Source organism: Fodinisporobacter ferrooxydans (assembly GCF_022818495.1).
In the GTDB taxonomy this organism is placed as follows: domain Bacteria; phylum Bacillota; class Bacilli; order Tumebacillales; family MYW30-H2; genus Fodinisporobacter; species Fodinisporobacter ferrooxydans.
Genome location: NZ_CP089291.1, coordinates 2704770 through 2723883 on the forward strand (window position 1 = coordinate 2704770; position 19114 = coordinate 2723883).

Annotated in this window: 19 protein-coding genes; 10 read left to right on the forward strand and 9 right to left on the reverse strand. The window is 45.8% G+C overall.

Features of this window, described 5'->3' with window-relative positions; translation table 11 throughout:
* Window positions 1-2 precede the first annotated feature (2 nt).
* Genes rfbH through LSG31_RS12820 form a run of 5 tightly spaced genes read left to right on the forward strand, consistent with a single transcriptional unit; the run spans window position 3 to window position 4743 of the window.
* Entirely contained in the window at window positions 3-1328 is a 1326-nt protein-coding gene (gene rfbH / locus LSG31_RS12800; RefSeq protein WP_347435490.1) for a lipopolysaccharide biosynthesis protein RfbH, read from the forward strand.
* A complete protein-coding gene (rfbF, locus tag LSG31_RS12805) occupies window positions 1325-2119 on the forward strand; it encodes a glucose-1-phosphate cytidylyltransferase (protein ID WP_347435491.1) in 795 nt (264 codons plus the stop codon). Before rfbH ends, rfbF begins: the two co-directional genes overlap by 4 nt.
* A gap of 17 nt (window positions 2120-2136) precedes the next feature.
* Entirely contained in the window at window positions 2137-3228 is a 1092-nt protein-coding gene (gene rfbG, locus LSG31_RS12810) for a CDP-glucose 4,6-dehydratase (protein WP_347435492.1), read from the forward strand.
* 55 nt (window positions 3229-3283) lie between these two features.
* Window positions 3284-3847, forward strand: coding sequence for a dTDP-4-dehydrorhamnose 3,5-epimerase (rfbC, locus tag LSG31_RS12815; protein ID WP_347435493.1), 564 nt, complete (start codon window positions 3284-3286; stop codon window positions 3845-3847).
* Window positions 3844-4743, forward strand: a complete 900-nt coding sequence (locus LSG31_RS12820; RefSeq protein ID WP_347435494.1) for an NAD-dependent epimerase/dehydratase family protein — start codon at window positions 3844-3846, stop codon at window positions 4741-4743. Before rfbC ends, LSG31_RS12820 begins: the two co-directional genes overlap by 4 nt.
* Before the next feature lie 167 nt (window positions 4744-4910).
* Here LSG31_RS12820 and LSG31_RS12825 read toward each other — a convergent pair whose 3' ends face one another.
* The 9 genes from LSG31_RS12825 to LSG31_RS12865 all read right to left on the reverse strand — a co-directional run bounded on the left by LSG31_RS12825 (window position 4911) and on the right by LSG31_RS12865 (window position 14361).
* The gene (locus LSG31_RS12825; protein ID WP_347435495.1) at window positions 4911-6311 is read right to left on the reverse strand and encodes a glycine--tRNA ligase; all 1401 of its coding nucleotides are present in this window, start codon (window positions 6309-6311) and stop codon (window positions 4911-4913) included.
* Between the two features lie 388 nt (window positions 6312-6699).
* Window positions 6700-8199: an FMN-binding glutamate synthase family protein gene (locus LSG31_RS12830; RefSeq protein WP_430734278.1), complete on the reverse strand. Its 1500-nt coding sequence runs from the start codon at window positions 8197-8199 to the stop codon at window positions 6700-6702.
* Between the two features lie 298 nt (window positions 8200-8497).
* A complete protein-coding gene (locus LSG31_RS12835) occupies window positions 8498-9118 on the reverse strand; it encodes a GerAB/ArcD/ProY family transporter (RefSeq protein ID WP_347435497.1) in 621 nt (206 codons plus the stop codon).
* Window positions 9100-9591, reverse strand: coding sequence for a GerAB/ArcD/ProY family transporter (locus tag LSG31_RS12840; protein ID WP_347435498.1), 492 nt, complete (start codon window positions 9589-9591; stop codon window positions 9100-9102). The genes LSG31_RS12835 and LSG31_RS12840 overlap by 19 nt, the downstream gene beginning before the upstream one ends.
* 19 nt (window positions 9592-9610) lie before the next feature.
* On the reverse strand, window positions 9611-10717 hold the full coding sequence (locus tag LSG31_RS12845) for a GerAB/ArcD/ProY family transporter (protein ID WP_347435499.1): 1107 nt from the start codon (window positions 10715-10717) through the stop codon (window positions 9611-9613).
* A gap of 60 nt (window positions 10718-10777) precedes the next feature.
* A complete protein-coding gene (locus tag LSG31_RS12850) occupies window positions 10778-11011 on the reverse strand; it encodes a hypothetical protein (protein ID WP_347435500.1) in 234 nt (77 codons plus the stop codon).
* Between the two features lie 6 nt (window positions 11012-11017).
* A complete protein-coding gene (locus LSG31_RS12855) occupies window positions 11018-12217 on the reverse strand; it encodes a Ger(x)C family spore germination protein (RefSeq protein WP_347435501.1) in 1200 nt (399 codons plus the stop codon).
* 48 nt (window positions 12218-12265) lie between these two features.
* Complete coding sequence (locus tag LSG31_RS12860; protein ID WP_347435502.1) at window positions 12266-13852, reverse strand: spore germination protein; 1587 nt, start codon at window positions 13850-13852, stop codon at window positions 12266-12268.
* A gap of 128 nt (window positions 13853-13980) precedes the next feature.
* The gene (locus LSG31_RS12865; protein WP_347435503.1) at window positions 13981-14361 is read right to left on the reverse strand and encodes a LysM peptidoglycan-binding domain-containing protein; all 381 of its coding nucleotides are present in this window, start codon (window positions 14359-14361) and stop codon (window positions 13981-13983) included.
* Window positions 14362-14617: 256 nt separating this feature from the next.
* Between LSG31_RS12865 and LSG31_RS12870 the strand changes: the two genes are divergently transcribed.
* The 5 genes from LSG31_RS12870 to LSG31_RS12885 all read left to right on the forward strand — a co-directional run bounded on the left by LSG31_RS12870 (window position 14618) and on the right by LSG31_RS12885 (window position 19063).
* Window positions 14618-15940 carry a replication-associated recombination protein A gene (locus LSG31_RS12870; RefSeq protein WP_347435504.1) on the forward strand — a complete coding sequence of 441 codons (1323 nt, stop codon included), beginning with the start codon at window positions 14618-14620 and terminating at the stop codon, window positions 15938-15940.
* Between the two features lie 45 nt (window positions 15941-15985).
* Entirely contained in the window at window positions 15986-16393 is a 408-nt protein-coding gene (gene cymR, locus LSG31_RS12875) for a cysteine metabolism transcriptional regulator CymR (RefSeq protein ID WP_347435505.1), read from the forward strand.
* A 10-nt stretch (window positions 16394-16403) separates the two neighbouring features.
* Complete coding sequence (locus LSG31_RS12880) at window positions 16404-17546, forward strand: cysteine desulfurase family protein (protein WP_347435506.1); 1143 nt, start codon at window positions 16404-16406, stop codon at window positions 17544-17546.
* A gap of 129 nt (window positions 17547-17675) precedes the next feature.
* Window positions 17676-17843 carry a hypothetical protein gene (locus tag LSG31_RS23450; protein WP_488349825.1) on the forward strand — a complete coding sequence of 56 codons (168 nt, stop codon included), beginning with the start codon at window positions 17676-17678 and terminating at the stop codon, window positions 17841-17843.
* Between the two features lie 149 nt (window positions 17844-17992).
* A complete protein-coding gene (locus LSG31_RS12885; protein ID WP_347435507.1) occupies window positions 17993-19063 on the forward strand; it encodes an AI-2E family transporter in 1071 nt (356 codons plus the stop codon).
* Window positions 19064-19114 lie beyond the last annotated feature (51 nt).

Consider the following 19114-nt stretch of genomic DNA (forward strand, 5'->3'; position numbering starts at 1 on the left):
ACATGAACAGAACCGCAATGGAGATTCGGCAAAAAATTCTGGAACTTGCACGTCAATATTATCGCGAAAACTGGCCAAAACGTTCCTTTCGTCCTGGAACAGACCACATTCCTGTAAGCGGGAAAGTGTTTGATGATGATGAGGTGGCCCACCTTGTAGAAGCATCTCTTGATTTTTGGCTGACGACCGGACGGTATGCGGATGAATTTGAAAAAGAGTTTGCACGTTTTATGGGCAGACGTTACGCGATTTTGACCAATTCCGGATCCAGCGCCAATTTACTTGCCCTTAGCGCCCTTACATCTGAACAATTAGGAAAACGAAGATTGCTGCCGGGTGATGAGGTGATTACGGTCGCAGCGGGATTTCCGACTACAGTAAACCCGATTCTGCAAAATCAACTGGTTCCCGTTTTTTTGGATGTCAAGATCCCAACTTACAACATTGACACAAGTGTATTGGAAACGGCGGTTGGCGAGCGCACAAAGGCGATCATGCTCGCTCACACGCTGGGCAATCCTTTTCATCTGGATGAAGTAAAACGCGTCGCGGAGAAATACCATTTATGGTTGATCGAAGACACGTGTGATGCTGTCGGCGCCAAATACCGTGGACAAATGGCCGGTACCTTTGGCGATCTGGCCACCGTGAGTTTTTATCCCGCACATCATATCACAATGGGTGAAGGAGGAGCCGTACTTACTTCCCATCCGCTCTTGAAACGGATCGTAGAGTCTTTCCGCGATTGGGGACGTGATTGCTGGTGCGAACCCGGCAAAGATAATACATGCGGAAAACGATTCGGCTGGCAGTTGGGTGATTTGCCGTATGGATATGACCACAAATATACGTATAGCCATATTGGCTATAATCTCAAATTGACGGATATGCAAGCGGCGGTAGGAGTGGCTCAACTCAAGAAACTTCCTGCATTTGTTACAAAGCGTCGGGAAAATTACATGTTTTTGCGTAAGGCGCTGATTCAACTGGAAGATGTCTTGATCTTGCCGGAAGATACGCCCGATAGTGAACCGAGTTACTTCGGATTTCCAGTTACTTTGCGCGAAGCTGCTCCAATTTCCCGAAATCAGCTTGTACAACGATTGGATCAGCATAAAATCGGAACGCGCCTTCTTTTCGGAGGAAATCTTTTGCGTCAACCTGCCTACAAAAATATTCCGCACCGCGTTGTGGGCGAACTGTCCAATACAGACCGGATCATGAATCAGACGTTTTGGATCGGCATCTATCCCGGTTTGACGCGCGACATGCTTCAGTATATGGCCGGTATTCTATATCAGATTTTTGGGAGAGAGGGTCGCTTATGAAAGTGGTAATCCTCGCCGGTGGATTTGGAACAAGAATCAGTGAAGAATCCCACCTGAAGCCAAAGCCAATGATCGAAATCGGTGAAAACCCTATTTTGTGGCATATTATGAAGATCTATTCTCATTATGGATTCCATGATTTCATCATTTGTTTGGGATATAAAGGAAATGTTATTAAGGAATATTTTTCAAATTATTACCTGCATGCAGCAGATGTTACCTTCAATTTTCAAAAACCGGATAAAAGAATGATCCATCACTATTCGGCCGAACCTTGGAGTGTTACATTGGCAGATACCGGGAAAGAGACCATGACAGGCGGCCGTGTGAAACAGATTCGAAAGTATGTAGGAAATGAGCCGTTTATGCTTACTTATGGAGATGGAGTAGCGGATGTCAATATACTAGAATTGGCCGAATACCATCGCTCTCACGGGAAACTTGCCACAATCACGGCTGCACAACCGCCCGGACGCTTTGGAGCGTTGCGTATAACTGAAGATAGCAGGGTGGAGAAATTTGAGGAAAAGGTAAAAGGTGACGGCGGGTGGGTAAATGCTGGGTTCTTCGTATTCCAGCCGGAGATTTTTGACTATATCGAGGGAAGCGGCACAATTTTAGAAAAAGAGCCTTTGGAAAACCTTGCGAATCACGGACAACTGATTGCCTATAAACATTCCGGCTTTTGGCAGCCCATGGATACACTGCGCGACAAAATATACCTGGAAGAATTGTGGAAAACAGGAAAAGCGCCTTGGAAAAAATGGGAGGAAAAAATGATTCACGAGTAAGGAAGAGATGATCAACCATGTTGGACGTTGATTTCTGGAAAAATAAAAATGTATTGGTTACAGGCCACACAGGGTTCAAGGGTTCGTGGTTGTGTTTATGGCTCCATGCTTTAGGTGCGAAAGTCACAGGTTATGCGCTATCTCCACCATCCCGCCCAAATGTATTCCAGTTATGTGAAATTGGCGATCTCGTCACTTCTGTGATTGACGATATAAGAAATAAACAGAGATTGCAAGCAATCGTATCGGAAAAGAGTCCGGAAATTATCATTCATCTGGCAGCACAGCCACTCGTCCAGGAATCCTATCACGATCCCGCAGAAACATACGAAATTAATGCCATGGGCACAGTGTATTTGTTTGAGGCAATCAGACATTCAGCAAGGGAAGGAAAAGGTGCAAAAGCGGTAGTGAATGTCACAAGCGACAAATGCTACAAAGACCAAGAGTGGATTTGGGGTTACCGGGAAAATGACCCGCTCGGTGGATTTGATCCGTATTCGAACAGCAAAGCCTGTTCAGAGTTGATAACCGCTTCCTATCGAAACTCTTTCTTTCACCACGATGATTTTGCCGTACATGGCGTGGCGCTTGCTTCTGCCAGAGCGGGAAATGTGATCGGCGGCGGGGACTTTGCCGCATTGCGTTTGGTTCCGGATTGCATGCGTTCGCTCTTAAAGCACGAACCCATTACGATTCGAAATCCTGCAGCTGTAAGGCCCTGGCAACATGTGCTTGAGCCGCTTGGCGGGTACCTGATGCTGGCGCAAAAGTTATATGAGTGCGGCACCCAATTTGCGGAAGAATGGAATTTTGGGCCAAATGACAATGATGCCAGAACGGTTGAATGGGTAGTCGGGAAAATATGCGAAAAATGGGGTTCTGATGCGATCTATGAAATCGACCAGAATCAGCATCCGCATGAGACACATTACTTGACATTGGATTGTTCAAAGGCAAAAACGAAATTGGGTTGGCACCCTGTATGGAATCTGGAGCAAGCCATCGATAAAGTGATCGAGTGGACACGAGCATATCGTGAAAATCACAATATCAGACATGTATGTTTAAAACAAATGGAGGATTACATGAACTGTTTTGACCAATAGGAAAATGTTTCATACAGTAAGATGCAGGGATTCATCGTGAAGGGGCAGTGTCGTCATGCAATTGCATAAAACCCGAATTCCCGGCTGTTTTACAATACAACCGTTGCTGTTTAAAGATGAACGAGGCGTCTTCGTCAAAACATTTCGTTCCGATGTTTTTGCGGAAAATCATTTGGAAACCCATTTTCCGGAGCAATATTATTCAATTTCCCGGCAAGGAGTTTTGCGAGGATTGCATTTTCAGATTCCTCCCAGAGAGCATACAAAGCTCGTGTATTGTGTATCCGGCAAAGTCATGGATGTCATCGTGGATCTGCGAAGGGGTTCACCAGCGTTTGGAAATTTTGAGGTGTTTGAGTTATCTGCAGAAGAAGGCAATATGATTTATATCCCTCCAGGATTGGCACACGGTTTTTATGTAACAAGCGAGCGCGCGATTTTAGTCTACAACGTTTCCTCTTTGTACTCTCCGGAACACGATTGCGGGATTCATTGGCGTTCGATCGATTTGCCATGGCCGAATCAAAACCCTATTCTTTCGGAAAGAGATGGCGCCTTTCCACATGTATCGAATTTTTCCAGTCCATTTTCATTCGAGGGTGGTGAAAAAGGAAAATGATGCCGCCGACAGCGATCGTTACAGGTGGGACCGGCTTTGTCGGGTCATATTTGGTGAGGCGTTTGGTTGCTGACGGGTGGAATGTACATAGCATCGTCCGCCCGGAGTCAAAACTTTTGCTTTTGCAAGACATATTGGATCGTATAACTCTGCACGTTCACGACGGCTCGACAAATCACATGCTTCAAATTTTAAAAATGGCGAAACCTGCGGTTGTTTTTCATTTGGCATCCTTATTTCTTGCTCAACACGAGCCAAAGGATATTGAACCGATGATGCAAAGCAATCTTATGTTTGGCACGCAACTTGTTGAAGCCATGGTCGCAAATGGTGTGTCCCGGTTGATTAATACCGGAACCTCGTGGCAACATTACGAAAATAAAGAGTATAGTCCGGTTTGTCTCTATGCTGCAACAAAGCAGGCGTTTCAAAACATTTTACAATTCTATACAGAAGCGACTCCTTTAAAAGTCATTACGTTAAAATTGTTTGATACGTATGGTGCTGGGGATCCGAGACCCAAATTGTTTTCCGTCTTGCGAAAACATTCCAAGCAACTTGAACCATTGTCCATGTCGCCTGGGGAACAGTTCATGGATCTTGTCTATATTGATGATGTCGTGACAGCTTTTATTTTAGCTGCCCGGCGTATACAAAATGAGGATGGCAAAGCAAATGAAGAGTTTGCGGTGTCTTCCGGCCATAGGATTCAGTTAAAGCATTTGGTCGAAACGTATCGTCGTGTCGTGGGAAAACCATTGCAAATCCAATGGGGTGTACGTCCTTACCGCTTTCGTGAGGTTATGGCGCCTTGGAATACAGGGCAGCGGTTGCCCGGCTGGGAACCAATGATGCAACTGGAAGAGGGCATTCGAAGAATGGAAGGAATGGAATAAATGGATTTGTTTCACTCACAAAAAAATGGCGTGAATCTCTTCACGCCGTTTCCAAACTATATATTTAAAAAGGGGGTCAAATGTTATGTCTCTATAGTATCGCCAAAATATTTCATACATATTACATGCAGATGAAAAGTTTGTGATAAATGGACACTTGAATCTCTTTAAAATTGAATCTTTTCGGAAATATACGCTTTTAATTCGGCAATCGGCATGCGCACTTGCTGCATGGAGTCCCGCTCTCTGACGGTGACTTGACCGTCTGTCTGCGAGTCAAAGTCATAGGTAATGCAGAATGGCGTGCCGATTTCATCCTGGCGGCGATAGCGTTTCCCGATCGAACCTGTCTCATCGAAGTCGCAATAAAAATCTTTGGCCAAATCTTCGAAAATGTTGCGGGCGCCGTCCGACAGTTTTTTGGATAATGGGAGTATGGCCGCTTTAATCGGCGCCAAGGCAGGATGGAAACGCATGACTGTGCGCGTATCTCCTTCGCCAAGGTGTTCCTCCGCATATGCATCGATCAGGAATGCGAGTGTCACGCGATCCGCACCGAGTGATGGTTCGATACAATAGGGCACATATTTTTCATTTGTATCCGGGTCGAGATAATGGAAATCTTCACCGGAATGTTCCATATGCCGTTTGAGATCGAAGTCGGTGCGGTCGGCAACGCCCCAAAGCTCGCCCCAGCCGAATGGGAAGCGGTATTCGATATCTGTGGTCGCATTGCTGTAATGGGACAATTCATCTTTGGAATGATCCCTAAGGCGCAGGTTGTCTGTTGTCATCCCGAGACGAAGCAGCCATTGATGACAAAATTCCCGCCAGTATGCAAACCATTTCAAGTCTTCTCCCGGTTGACAGAAGAATTCCAGTTCCATTTGTTCAAATTCCCGCGTACGGAATGTGAAGTTGCCTGGCGTGATCTCATTGCGGAAACTTTTTCCGATTTGTCCAATGCCGAAAGGAAGCTTCTTGCGCATGGTACGCTGGACATTTTTGTAATTGACAAAAATCCCTTGGGCTGTTTCCGGGCGCAGATAAATTTGGTTCGCGGAAGATTCCGTGACACCTTGAAACGTTTTGAACATCAAATTAAATTGGCGAATATCCGTAAAATCTTTTGCGCCGCAATCGGGACACGCAATATCGTGTTCTGTGATCAGATCCTGCATTTGTGCAAAAGATAATCCGTCGACGATCATTTCGATGTCCTTTTGCGAGAGGGCGTTTTCGATCAGCTTGTCGGCGCGATGGCGCGCCTTGCACTGTTTGCAGTCGATCATCGGATCGTTAAAATTGCCGACATGGCCGGATGCCACCCATGTCTGCGGGTTCATCAAGATGGCGGCGTCAAGACCGACATTGTACGGGGACTCTTGAATAAACTTTTTCCACCAGGCTTTTTTCACATTGTTTTTCAGTTCGACGCCTAACGGGCCGTAATCCCAAGTATTGGCAAGTCCGCCGTAAATTTCTGATCCCGGGAAAATAAAGCCGCGATGCTTTGCCAATGCGACGACTTGATCCATTGTTACGGTTTGATCGGTTGTACTGCTCATATGTCTCGAGCTCCTTCATTGCGTTTTTTGATATTCGTTTTTTGATATGAAAGATGAAAAAATAAAAACCCCCGCCCCCTGTATAAACAAGGGACGAGAGTTGATCTCCCGCGGTTCCACCCTAGTTGACGCGATCCATCCTGTCAGATTGGAAAATAAGCGTCCACTTTTAAGAATCAAGGCTCCAGACTGCCGTTCATGAACCGTCCAAACCGGGCTTCCACCATCCCCGGCTCGCTTGTTGGCAATCGTTCATTACTCCTGTCTGTCACTGCCGTGCAACTATAGGATTTTGAAAAAATACTAGCAAAGTATAGTTGGAAAGTCAATGTGGAAAGGGACAATTATCAAAAAGCCGAAACCATCATTTTGGATTGCCGGCGAATGACTAACGAAAAAGGGCGGACCATCTCTTTTTCATCGTTATTTTAACGGTTTCTTTTGGACGGCTTTCGGATTTTTGACTTTCCGCATGAAGGATCTGCCCAGAATCATGGTCCGGATTTGACAACCGTTCCTCGTCGGAGACATGAACCATTTGTTGATCGTTCTGATCTGGCAATGAAAAGGGTTCATAAGCGCAAGGAATCTTGGTCACCCGGCTTGTCCATTCATCCAGCGCCGTCAAATCGTCGCGGCTTACTTCTTGTAACGACGTTTTCCCCAATGCCCGAATGCCTACTTTTATTTCTTCGACAAACGAATGGAAAAAGTTTTTCAAGTGATCGGCTGCAGCATCCGCATCAAATTGTTCCGTGCGGGAACCCGGATAAAATACCAATTCGGTTGGGGGCTCCCAAGGAATTGTTTTTGTGACTTGATCATGTGTCATCGCCCACAGGACTGCTGTTCCCATAAAAATTCCGTCCGCACCTAAAGCAAGCGCTTTGAGACATTCTCCGGGATTATTAAATCCGCCGCCGATCAATACACTGATTTGTCCTTTCACGTCTCGTTTTTTGAAATATGCAACAGCCCGGGATAAAGCAAAGATGGTGGGAAGTCCAAAATCATCTTCCAAAATGGGCGGACCCCCTTTTGTTCCTGCTTGTCCTCCATCAATGCTGATAAAATCGACAGCAGCCTGAATGGCGGCTTCCAAATCGGCTTCCAGCTTTGCGCTGGCGCAAATTTTGACGCCAATCGGTACGCCGCCGGTGATTTGGCGCAGATTTGCAACGAGTGTTTGCAAATCTTGAACACTTTGGATTTCCTTATGGCGGGAAGGAATGACAACTGTTTCACCATCCGGAACCTGCAAAATCTCGCGGGCTTTGCCTTGCATATATTCCGGCGGAATGAAGCTGGCAGAACCGGCGCTTGCTCCTTGTCCGATATGGATTTCAATCGCATCCGCCTGTTTCAGGATCGCTGGGTCTTTATTCCAGGCAGCCGAGTTGTACTGAAGAATATAGTACTTTGCATTTGCCCGGTCTTCCGGCAGAAACCCTCCCTCTCCGGAATTTGTCGCCGTTCCGACAGCAGCAGTTCCTTTCGCGACGGCCAACCGGACTTTTTCCGTGACACCGATGCCATATCCCATCGCCCCTGCCAGGATCGGGATATCTAACGCCAACGGTTTTCTTGATTTTGGTCCGATGGTAATTTTGACATCCACCGGCGCGTTTTCCTGTGCCGGCAATGTAGCAAGTTGTGCCGGCGAGAAAATAAGACCGTCAAAATTAAGAAACTTGCGCGGACTGCCAAACGGCCTTTCGATAATGTTTCCGGATTGTGCCCGCAAACTGTTTTCCACAACCATTTGGGGAGATGTTCTCGTCATAGCCGTTACCATTTCCCAAATATTTTCCGGATAGCGATCTGACATCAAACGCCGGATCCATCGTCCCAATATCCATTGAATCAAGGGTCTTGCAAAAAGAATCATGAGAATCACTGCAAACAAAAAAGCAAGTATTGCCCCTGAGAGGGAAGCAAGGAAAAGCATCAGCCCGTTGTTCTCCATAACATTCTTCCGATATGAGTATTTTATAGTGCCTTTACAACCGAATCCGGCCGTGGAAACTTTGTTCATGAATTGTTCATGATTTGTTCCTGTTTGATTCATGGTTCGTTCATGCACATAAATCGTCGTGTTCGTTTGGTATATACCATAAGTTTTCCATGGCTTCCGATTTTATGTACAGCTCTTATCTATGACCTGACCGGGAAGAGATTTCGTGCATTTAGTGTATATGGAAACGTTTTTGAATGACGGCCACGAGCAGCATCAGCAAGGGAATCCCGACTTGAAAAGGAAGATGGAGATAATATGGCACATATTTTAGTCCGATCTCCAGATGCCGGGGAAGATTGCCCGCGATTTGCATGGAAGCCGACAAGACAATCAGGCTCAGCGGAACGATGATGTACAAAGGTTTCCGGATTCGGAAAACATCTGCAATCCCGAGGACCGCCCCATAGAAAAACAGCGTAATTTTAAAGAATCCTCCCAAAATTAACGTTGCAATGCTGATGATATCCATCCGCACGATAATATTTGCGATATTGACCTTATCGATCGTCGTCAACAATGGGAATACTTGATTGCTTGCCTGGACGCCCAATACAGCGATATCGATAGCGATTGTCAGACTGAGGATGAGTCCGCTTGCCAAAATCCCGTACAATCCCGTTTTCATTACCTGCGTCGATGGATTCGCATACGGGAATACCATGGTAAAGACGATCAACTCACCGAAGGGAAATGTCAATGTCAGCGGAAATGCCGTGGATAAAACAGGCTTCCAGCCGTTTTCCAATACGGGGAGAAAATTTTCTGTTTTGATCAGCCCTGAACCGGCCACGAGCATGATTCCCAGCATGCCGAGCAGCAATAATACGACAAAAAAATTTGCCCTGCCCTTGCAATCGCTTCGATCCCCAACATGCTGGCATATCCGATCAGGCAAATCATGATGGTATGGATGGCAAGCATCGGCGTTTCAGGAAATGCCGAAGTCAAGAGCAATTCACCAAAGTCCCGCAACACTCTTGCAGCAATGTATAGAAAATACAAAATATAAAAAATGGCAATGGGATAACCGATATAGGGACCCAAGACTTTTGGAAGATAGCTTGTTAAAGGAAGATCCGGGTATTGTCGTACGAGGTATTGGTTGATCATAAATACACAAATTCCACCAAGCATGCCAAGAAGAATCGCGATCCATGCATCCTGTTTGGCCTGCATGCCTAGTCCCACGACAACCGCACTTCCAAGTTCAAACAGAAACAGTAATGAAAACAGTTGAGATGGACTGATTTTCCCGTTCTCCACTCTGATACATTCCCTTCTTCTACTGATTCATTTTTTTGGCGCGTTTTCGGTTCCATGTATTCACTGCCAACAATACCAGTGGCAGAACAAGCCCAAACGTCAGGGAATAGGGTGTCCATATTTTCGCAACGAACGTATTAAAATAGATGATATTGGGGCTGCCTACAATGGAAAAAGCCATGGCAATCATTCCGAGCGGAAATGTCAGGCAGCGATAGTCTTTCAGTTTCAATATTTGCGCAAGGCCCAATGCCACTGCATAAAAACAAAGTGTCAACTTAAAGTAAATGGTGAGAAACCAGATTCCTGCCATCACCGCTTCGATCCGCTCCAAAAAGTGGCCGATGCTGATTTTTTTCACGATCACATAGCTAGGGTAGATTTGCAGGGCGGTCAGATCGGCGCCAATCACAAGAATCGACAAAAGGACTACAATAATTAACATGACCCCTGCTATGATGGTTCCGATCCCGAATGCCTTTCCGATCTTTTCCGGCCGATTGATATAAGGAAAGATCATCAAAAATACGCAAAGTTCCATGTATGGCAGTCCAAGGGCGGGGAAGGCAGCACGCAGCACCGGTTTGAATCCCTCTCCCAACAGCGGCTGCATGTTGTCAAATTTGATTTGTGGAGAAATAAAGACGACCATGACGAGAAACAGAAAGATGACCCACGGGAGAAAAATTTCTCCGGCCCGAACCAGTGGCTCCAGTCCAAGTCTTGCACCCATGATGACAATGATTAAAAAAATGACATGGACAGCCTGGATGGGAGTTTCCGGCATGATTTGCGTCGTCAAAAAATCGCCGATTTCCCGCAGCAATAATGATGCAAGGACAAAGTAATAGGAGAGAAACAGCAGGGCAACCGCACGCCCCGGCCACTTGCCCAGAATTTCCTGGCAGTATTCCGCCAGCGTCAGATTCGGAAACCGCTTGCCCAGCGTATTGTACAACCAGACAAGCAGCAGTCCCAGCGCCAGTGCAAGGATCTCCGCCATCCATCCATCCTGTTTTCCTTCCTGGGCGAGTCCTGATGGAGCTACCAAAATCGAGCTGCCGATCGTAAACAGAATGACGAACACGATAAACTGCCGCAATCCTATCTTGCCTTTCTCTAACAACGCATGTCACCTGCCCTCGCCTTGAAATCCAACAACGAAATTCAATAAAAACCAATCGCTTCACTTAAGCATCCCGGATATGGCGTCATTAACCGGTTGATAGATGATTGTAAGCCAATCAAGAGGATTCGGAATCTTGATCTGCAAACTTTCCATGATATTGAGTCCCGTTCCAAAGAAAAGCAGCAGCAAAAACACCCAGAGTTCCTTTTTCCATTGGTTTTTCAGAAATTTTGGAACTTCGATCACAACAATGATGGCAACGACTAGCAGGATTCCTGCACTCATCAGCATGGTGCGTTACTCCATTTCTTTGAGAAAGGAATTGTTTACCGTTCCGACTCGCCGGATTTTGACATTGGCGTGTACAGTGACAGCCGCTTTTGCGAATTCCTGCTTTTCCCAATGGTTTTTGATTTGTTTCCACGTCTTCGGATCGGTACGATGAATCACTTCACCAAAGCCAAAGATATCCGCTTTATACGCTTTTGCTTTCTTTATTGCTCGTTCCACTTTATCCACAATGTCCTGTTCTGCCTTTTTTTGAATGTCTTCAATCGTTTTTGTTTTTGTCATATCCACATCCGATTGTACTTCCCCAATGTTTCCTTCCGCTTGAATGTCTATATCGAATTGTGGTTTTCCATGTTTGATCATGCCTTTCGTCTGCGTTTTGGTTCGAACGATTTCGACGCCAATGAGTGCATGTTTGGGCGCAGGGACATTAAACACTGTACTGTGTGTATGTCCACTTTGTGTCCAGTTGTATCCTATGCTTTCTTTTTCATTTAACCAGCCGATGAGCTTGTCCCGCCGAAAAACTGCCATATGCGTATATTTCAACTTGGCCGGAGGATTTGCGAACTGTACATTTTTTTGCGTACCGCCGATGCTTTGATTTCCGATGACCTGGATCCCTGTTAACACGGGTTCTTTTCCTTTGCTCATCAAGTTGGACATCATTTCATCCAATTTGATCGTGCCTGTTGCCGCCCAAACTTTATCTGAATTTTCCAATTTGGAAAAAAGATTTTGCGACGGTATTTTTTCTACAGGTGTCAATATGTTCAGAATATCTTCAGCCCTCTGGCTTTTCGCTACTGCAATATAAAAATCGGTGCGCAACTCATGATCCCGGGACAAGAAGTCTAACGTTTTTCCTACACCATTTTTTGCCAATTCTTCGCCGATGATCAGCATTTGCAGATGGGAGTAATAGCTTTTTCGCGGGGCAATCGTAGACATTCTGCGAATAGCTTGTTCAATGGTGCTTCCCTGGTCCTGGTATGTTGTGATCGCCGCACGATTTGCTCCGCCTTTCTGGGTGGCGACTTCTCCTGGATTTACGAATTGAATGGTAACCAGATATTGATTCCCCAGCTTGTCGATCCCCATCGCCGAAACAATTCCGATCTGATTCAATTCTCGCCGATTCCAACAGCCTGCAAGCGTAAACGAAAGGATGAAACAAATCAGGAACAGCATCCAGTTTCGTTTCATGTATGCTCTACACCCCTCCTGAACGGTTCTCCTATAGTATTATTGGCCCTACTCGGGTTCCGGCTTGTTTGACGGCGGATTTTGCTCGCGCTGCACATTTTTCTGATTGATCAAACGGGGCCTGGAAAAGAGTCCCCACCATGGTACACGGAAGATCGCATCCTTTTGATCATCGGGAATGAACGGAGCAAACGGCGACATATAGGGAACCCCGAAGGAGCGCAGGCTGCACAAGTGGAGCACCATGGCGATCAAACCGACGGTAATCCCAAATAAGCCAAAAGAAGCCGCTAATGACATCATCGCAAATCGCAAGATCCGGATGGAGATTGCCATATCAAATGCCGGAAAGGAAAAATTCGCAATGGCAGTAATCGATACGACAATCACCATAACAGCCGATACGACTCCCGCCTGCACCGCCGCCTCCCCGATGACTAGCGCTCCTACAATGGATACCGCTTGTCCGACTGCCCGCGGCATTCTGACTCCGGCTTCCCGCAAGATTTCAAAGGTAGCTTCCATCATGAGCGCTTCGATAAAAGCGGGGAACGGCACACCTTCCCGTTGCGACGCTATACTGACGAGAAGCGTAGTCGGCAGCATTTCCTGATGAAAGGTGGTGATCGCGATATATAAAGACGGCCCGAGCAATGCAATAAATAAGGCAAGATAGCGGAGGATGCGAATAATTCCAAAGTCAGCCCGATGATAATAGTCTTCTGCCGACTGAAAATACTGGGCGAATAACGCGGGCACCAATAGCACAAACGGAGTGCCGTCGACCAGAATGGCAATGCGCCCTTCCAAAAGTCCTGCTGCGATCACATCCGGCCGCTCCGAATTATAGATGGTCGGAAAAGGAGAGTATGTCTCATCTTGAATCAATTCCTCAATATAACCGCTTTCCAGGATTCCGTCGATCTCAATCCGGTCCAAGCGCTGGCGGACTTCCTCGACAATTTTGTCATTCGCAATTCCTTTTATATACATGATTGCTGTGAAAGTTTTCGTGACTCTGCCGATTTGCCTGCCTTCCAGCCATAGATTGGGATCTTTGATTCTCCTGCGAATGAGCGTTGTATTTGTGCGAATATTTTCAGTAAAGCCCTCGCGTGAGCCACGAACGACCGTCGTCGAAGCAGGCTCTTCCACACTGCGCGTCTCAAACCCTTTCATGCCGACGGCAAAACATTGTGTATAGCCGTCGAGTACAATCACGACATCGCCGGACAAGATAGCGGTATAGATGGTTTCAAAGTCCGCTACGTCTTTGATTTCTCCAACCGCAAGCGCAGAATTTTTCAGAAGCTGTAATGTCGTTTGCCGGTCATCGATGGTTTGCTCCGATTCTGGCTTCTGAATATCCAGCATAAGAAGTTCCAAAATAAAATGATTCACCGATTTGGAATCCGCCAGTCCATCCATATACAAAACAGCCGCTTGAATACGTGCGGTTTCCCCAATGCAAATTTCCCGAATGATCAGATCCGAACTATTTCCCAGTGTTTCTTTGATCGTTTGGATATTTTTATTAAGATTTGCGTTCAGGGCTCTGGAATCGTTGGAACGATTGTTTTCGGCGCTTTTGGCAAACGAAGAAGGAGAAGTGCGTTTCTTTTTGATGAAGATCATAAACTGTGAACCCACTTCCTTTTCCTGCAATCAGTCATGCCTTAATATACGCAAAATGGATAATTTATACTCGATAGACTTTTTTATTTTTTGCTTTATCAGCAATAAAAAATGATTTGGAAAGAGAATTATTTTTCAAATTCTTTCGTTATCGAGTTCTCAAGAATCTCTAATATCCGTTCTGTATGAACGGAAGGTCCATCATCAAATGTCAATGTTACAAAGCCGGCTTCTGTAGTAAAGACTGGCTCGGACATTTCTTCATAGTGTATTTCGGGGTTCAAAAGAGCAAGTTCAGTCGAAGTCAGCAAAAGTTTTTTTTGCGTGATGAGTTGATACGTGTCGCCTGGAAGCACCATATATTTGAGCGGGAAGGTCAGAACCCGTCCTTCATGGATATCCTCTTCTGTTTGAACGAAAGAATTATAATACTTGATTGCATCATATGGGATATCAAATTTGTTCATGATATCCGAGATTTTTTCTTTCTTTTGAACCACGTAATGCATGTATATCTCCTCCGCGTGTTTGATCGATACACATCATACGTTTTCTATTAGGCTTTCGTGCTTGTTTTTGAAATTATTCAAATCTCCCCTTGCAAGTGGGTATCCTTTATATATGTAAATAGTCTTAAATTGGATAGAAAAGCATCCATTTTCTCTCCATCGATAGACCGTTTGTTCGAAATTGTTTATAATGAAATAACAGAGTAAACTTGTCGGAAATAAAATGAGATGGGGCGCAATGGTAAGGGTGAAAGATATGGATTTATTTTCAATACAGGATGATCAGAAGCGAAAACCTCTGGCTGAACGAATGCGTCCACGCAATCTTGACGAAATCGTCGGACAAAAGGAATTGGTCGGGGAAGGGAAGCTGTTGCGAAAAGCGATTGAAACAGATCAAATTTCTTCTTTGATTTTGTATGGCCCTCCGGGAACGGGCAAGACCACTTTGGCGAAAGTGATCGCCAATCATACGGCTGCCCGTTTTGAAACAGTAAATGCCGTTGCGGCAGGTGTCTCTGACATTCGCAAGCTGGTTGAGGAAGCAAAACATGCGCGCGATTTTTACCAAGTGAAAACGATCGTTTTTATTGACGAGATTCACCGATTTAACAAATCCCAACAGGATGCTTTGCTCCCGCATGTGGAAGAAGGGCTTTTGACATTGATTGGCGCTACGACAGAAAATCCTTTTTTCGAGGTCAATGCCGCACTTTTATCCCGTTCCTTGATTTTTCAGGTGCAATCGCTGTCTCATGAAGATTTGCGGCGATTGGCGCAACAGGCACTGGCAGATGAAGAACGGGGCCTCGGACGTTATCCTGTCGATGTTCAGGAAGAGGCGCTGCAGCATTTGATCGACTATGCAGACGGCGATGCGAGGAAATTGTTAAATGCCTTGGAACTTGCCGTGATCTCGACGCCGAAACATGCTGCCGGCAGGATTGTCATTGATCTGTCCATTGCAGAGGAAAGCATTCAAAGGAGAACGATCCGTTACGACAAATCCGGTGATCAACACTATGACACGATTAGCGCATTTATCAAATCGATTCGCGGTTCGGATCCGGATGCAGCCTTGTATTGGCTGGCGCGCATGTTGGAAGCGGGAGAAGATCCCAAATTTATCTGCCGCCGGATGATCATCCAGGCTTCCGAAGATATCGGAAATGCAGACCCGCGGGCGCTCCAAGTGGCCATTGCCGCATTTCAAGCGTATGAGATACTTGGTTTGCCGGAAGGGAGGATTCCAATGGCGCAAGCAGTTGCGTATCTGGCAACGGCCCCGAAATCGAATGCCAGCTATATGGCGATCAATCGGGCCCAGCAGGCAGTAAAGGAACAGAAAGAAATCATTCAGGTACCGATCCATTTACGGGATGCCCACTATAAAGGCGCGAAACGGCTGGGGCACGGAGAAGGATATCGATATCCGCATCATTTTCCGGGAAATTATGTGCCGCAGTTGTATGTGCCTGAAAGTTTACTGGAATACTTTCCATTGTATGAACCGACAGAAAACGGCTATGAACGTGTCATATCGGAGCGTTTGCGTCTTTGGCACAACCAAAATGAATAGTCAAACAATAGATGGTCGAAAAACCTTTAGAAAGCAGGTGTTTGTATGAAATTTTCTACACGGGGACGGTATGGGGTTGTATTAATGGTAGACTTGGCGATGTCCAATGGAGATGCACCGATATCATTAAAATCCATTGCAGAACGTCAAAATCTCTCTGAACATTATTTGGAACAATTGGTGGCTCCTCTTCGAAATTCAGGACTTGTACGCAGTATTCGCGGAGCATATGGCGGCTATACACTGGCAAAGCAGGCTTCCGAAATAACAGTAGGCGATGTGATTCGCATTTTGGAAGGTCCGATCACAGTTGTCGATGAGCCGGATGAATTGTTGGATGATCTGTGGGAAAAAGTTCGTATACAGATTAACAAAGTATTAGATGAGACGACAATTGAACAACTGGCGGAGAAAAAGAGAGAAAACGATCAGAATTTGATGTTTTATATTTGAGGTGTGTGATATGAAAGAAGTATATCTCGACCATGCTGCCACAACTTTCATACGACCGGAAGTTGCGGCAGCCATGGAGCCTTTTTTACGGCAGTTTTTTGGCAATCCGTCCAGCACCCATCGTTTCGGACGAGTGGTTCGCGGCGCTGTGGAGAAGGCGCGTGAGCAAGTGGCTGCATTGCTGCATGCCAATTCAAAGGAAATTGTATTTACAAGCGGCGGTACAGAGGCAGACAATGCAGCCATTCTGTCTGCAGCGGGAACGGATCCAGGAAAAAAACATATCGTAACAACAGCAATGGAACATCATGCAGTATTGCATACTTGCGAATGTTTAGAGAAATTAGGAGTTGAAGTTACATATCTTCGCCCGGATGCGAACGGGATGATTCAGGTCAGACAAGTCCTTGATGCGATACGACCAGACACTTGCCTGATTTCCATCATGTATGTGAACAACGAAACTGGCGCGATTCAACCGATTCAAGAAATGGTACAAGCAGTTCGGGAACGTTCCGATGTATCTCCCCTGATTCATACAGATGCCGTACAAGCTGCGGGGATCATCGATTGTGATGTTCAAGAGTTGGGCGTGGACTACTTATCTCTTTCCGCTCACAAGTTTGGCGGTGCAAAAGGAGCGGGCGCTCTATTTATCCGTCAGGGCGCTCCTTTCCAATCCTTTGTACATGGCGGCGCCCAGGAACGCGGACGGCGCGCGGGCACGGAACATGTGGCAGGAATTGTCGGCATGGGCATTGCCGCTGAGAAAGCAGTTGAAGAACGTGTGGCTGGATATTTGCATCTGCACGGCCTGAAACAATCGATGTTGCAGCGTTTGCATGAAGGTATTGAAGATCTTCAGATCAATTCGCCTGAACATAGTGTCCCTTCCATTTTAAATCTGGCGATTCCAGGCGTATCAGCAGAAGCTTTGTTGATTCGGCTGGACATGTTTGGCATTGCGGCATCGAGCGGGTCTGCTTGTACATCCGGTTCCCTGCAGCCGTCTCATGTCTTGACATCGATGGGATTGCCTTTAGACAGAGTCAAATCGTCCATACGTTTTAGTTTTTCGAAAGCGACGACAATGGATGAAGTGCTCTATGCTGCTGAAAAAATGATTCAGTCGGCAAGTCAGCAGCGACAATGATCAAGAGGATGATAGACATTTGCATTGCTCCTGTCTACATCTGCAATACAATGGAATGGATAGGTTTAGGAAATGGCGAATCGGTGAATACTACCAGTCAGGTATAACAAATAGAAAGGCTGGTTTTTTATGACAAGATGTCCAAATTGCAATTGTCGGGATATTGGTAAAATTGGCAGCAATCAATACTACTGTTGGGGATGCTTTTTGGAGTTCAATGTTTCAGGTGATGAAGTGAAAATTTTTCAGGTGGAAGAAGATGGGACATTAATCGCATTTGCGGAAGATGCGATGTGAAAATCGGCCGTCTGCCGATCTGTGACCGCCAAAGCATGAAACGGACGTGTCTGTATACAAAGAAAAGATGTGCAAAGGACAGGAAGGAAAGCATGTTCGAGGCAACTGTCTGCGTATACTGATACTGTACGGGCATAGGGAGGGGCGTTATGGATCGCTTTCTGAACACAAACAGACTTTTGCGTTATGCATTGCTTATTTTGGTTATTTTAGGTTGTTTGTATTTAATTGGACAAATGCGCTCGTTTTTTGCGGATATTTGGATGGTATTGAAAGCGATATTGGCGCCTTTGCTCATATCGATTATTTTCGCTTATGTGTTGAAGCCGATTGTCGAACTTTTGGTACGGCGCAATGTGCCGCGCAGTGTTGCCATCATCATGATTTATGTCTTCTTTTTATTGATTGTGGCGATTGTTCTCATCAACATTATCCCCATGTTTATCGCACAGGCAAAAGACTTGATGCAGTCACTGCCTTCGATCATTGCCCAATTCGATCATTGGCTGGATCAACTGACAGAGCGGACAAAATACTTGCCGGATTCTGTCCGGCAAGGGATTGAAAAAAACCTCAATGCTGCAGAACAGTCGACTACTTCGGCCATTTCAAAATTGCTTGGCTATATCGGCAGTACATTGGGGCAATTGTTAAGCGCATTGGCAATCCCATTTCTCGTATACTATCTGCTAAAAGATATGAAGATGATTGAACGTATGCTGATTCATTGTTTTCCCAAGCGCAGCCGTACGGAAGTTGTCGCATGCCTGCAAGGAATTGATGAAGCGTTGGGGAGTTATGTGCGGGGACAGTTTTTTGTCATGTTTCTTGTCGGCACTCTTACATTCATTGGTCTTTTGATCGTACATATGCCATTTGCGTTTTTATTGAGTTTTATTGTATCGATTACCAATATTATCCCATATGTAGGGCCGCTGATCGGCATGGCTCCGGGGCTCATTCTGGCGATTACCATTTCACCGGCGATGGCGTTCAAAGTATTGATTGTAAATTTGATTGTACAGCAATTGGAAGGGAATGTAATCTCGCCGATGATTGTCGGGCGATCTTTGCATATCCATCCGATGGTGATCATGCTCGCATTGTTATTGGCGGGAGAGATTGCGGGTGTGGCCGGCCTGGTATTTGCAGTTCCGATCGTGGCTGTACTGAAAGTGATCATCGAACATATCCGAATGTATTACCATGCGAAATCATAAAAAACGAAAATTATACATCATAAGTCATATAAGTCACAACGGAAGAAACCT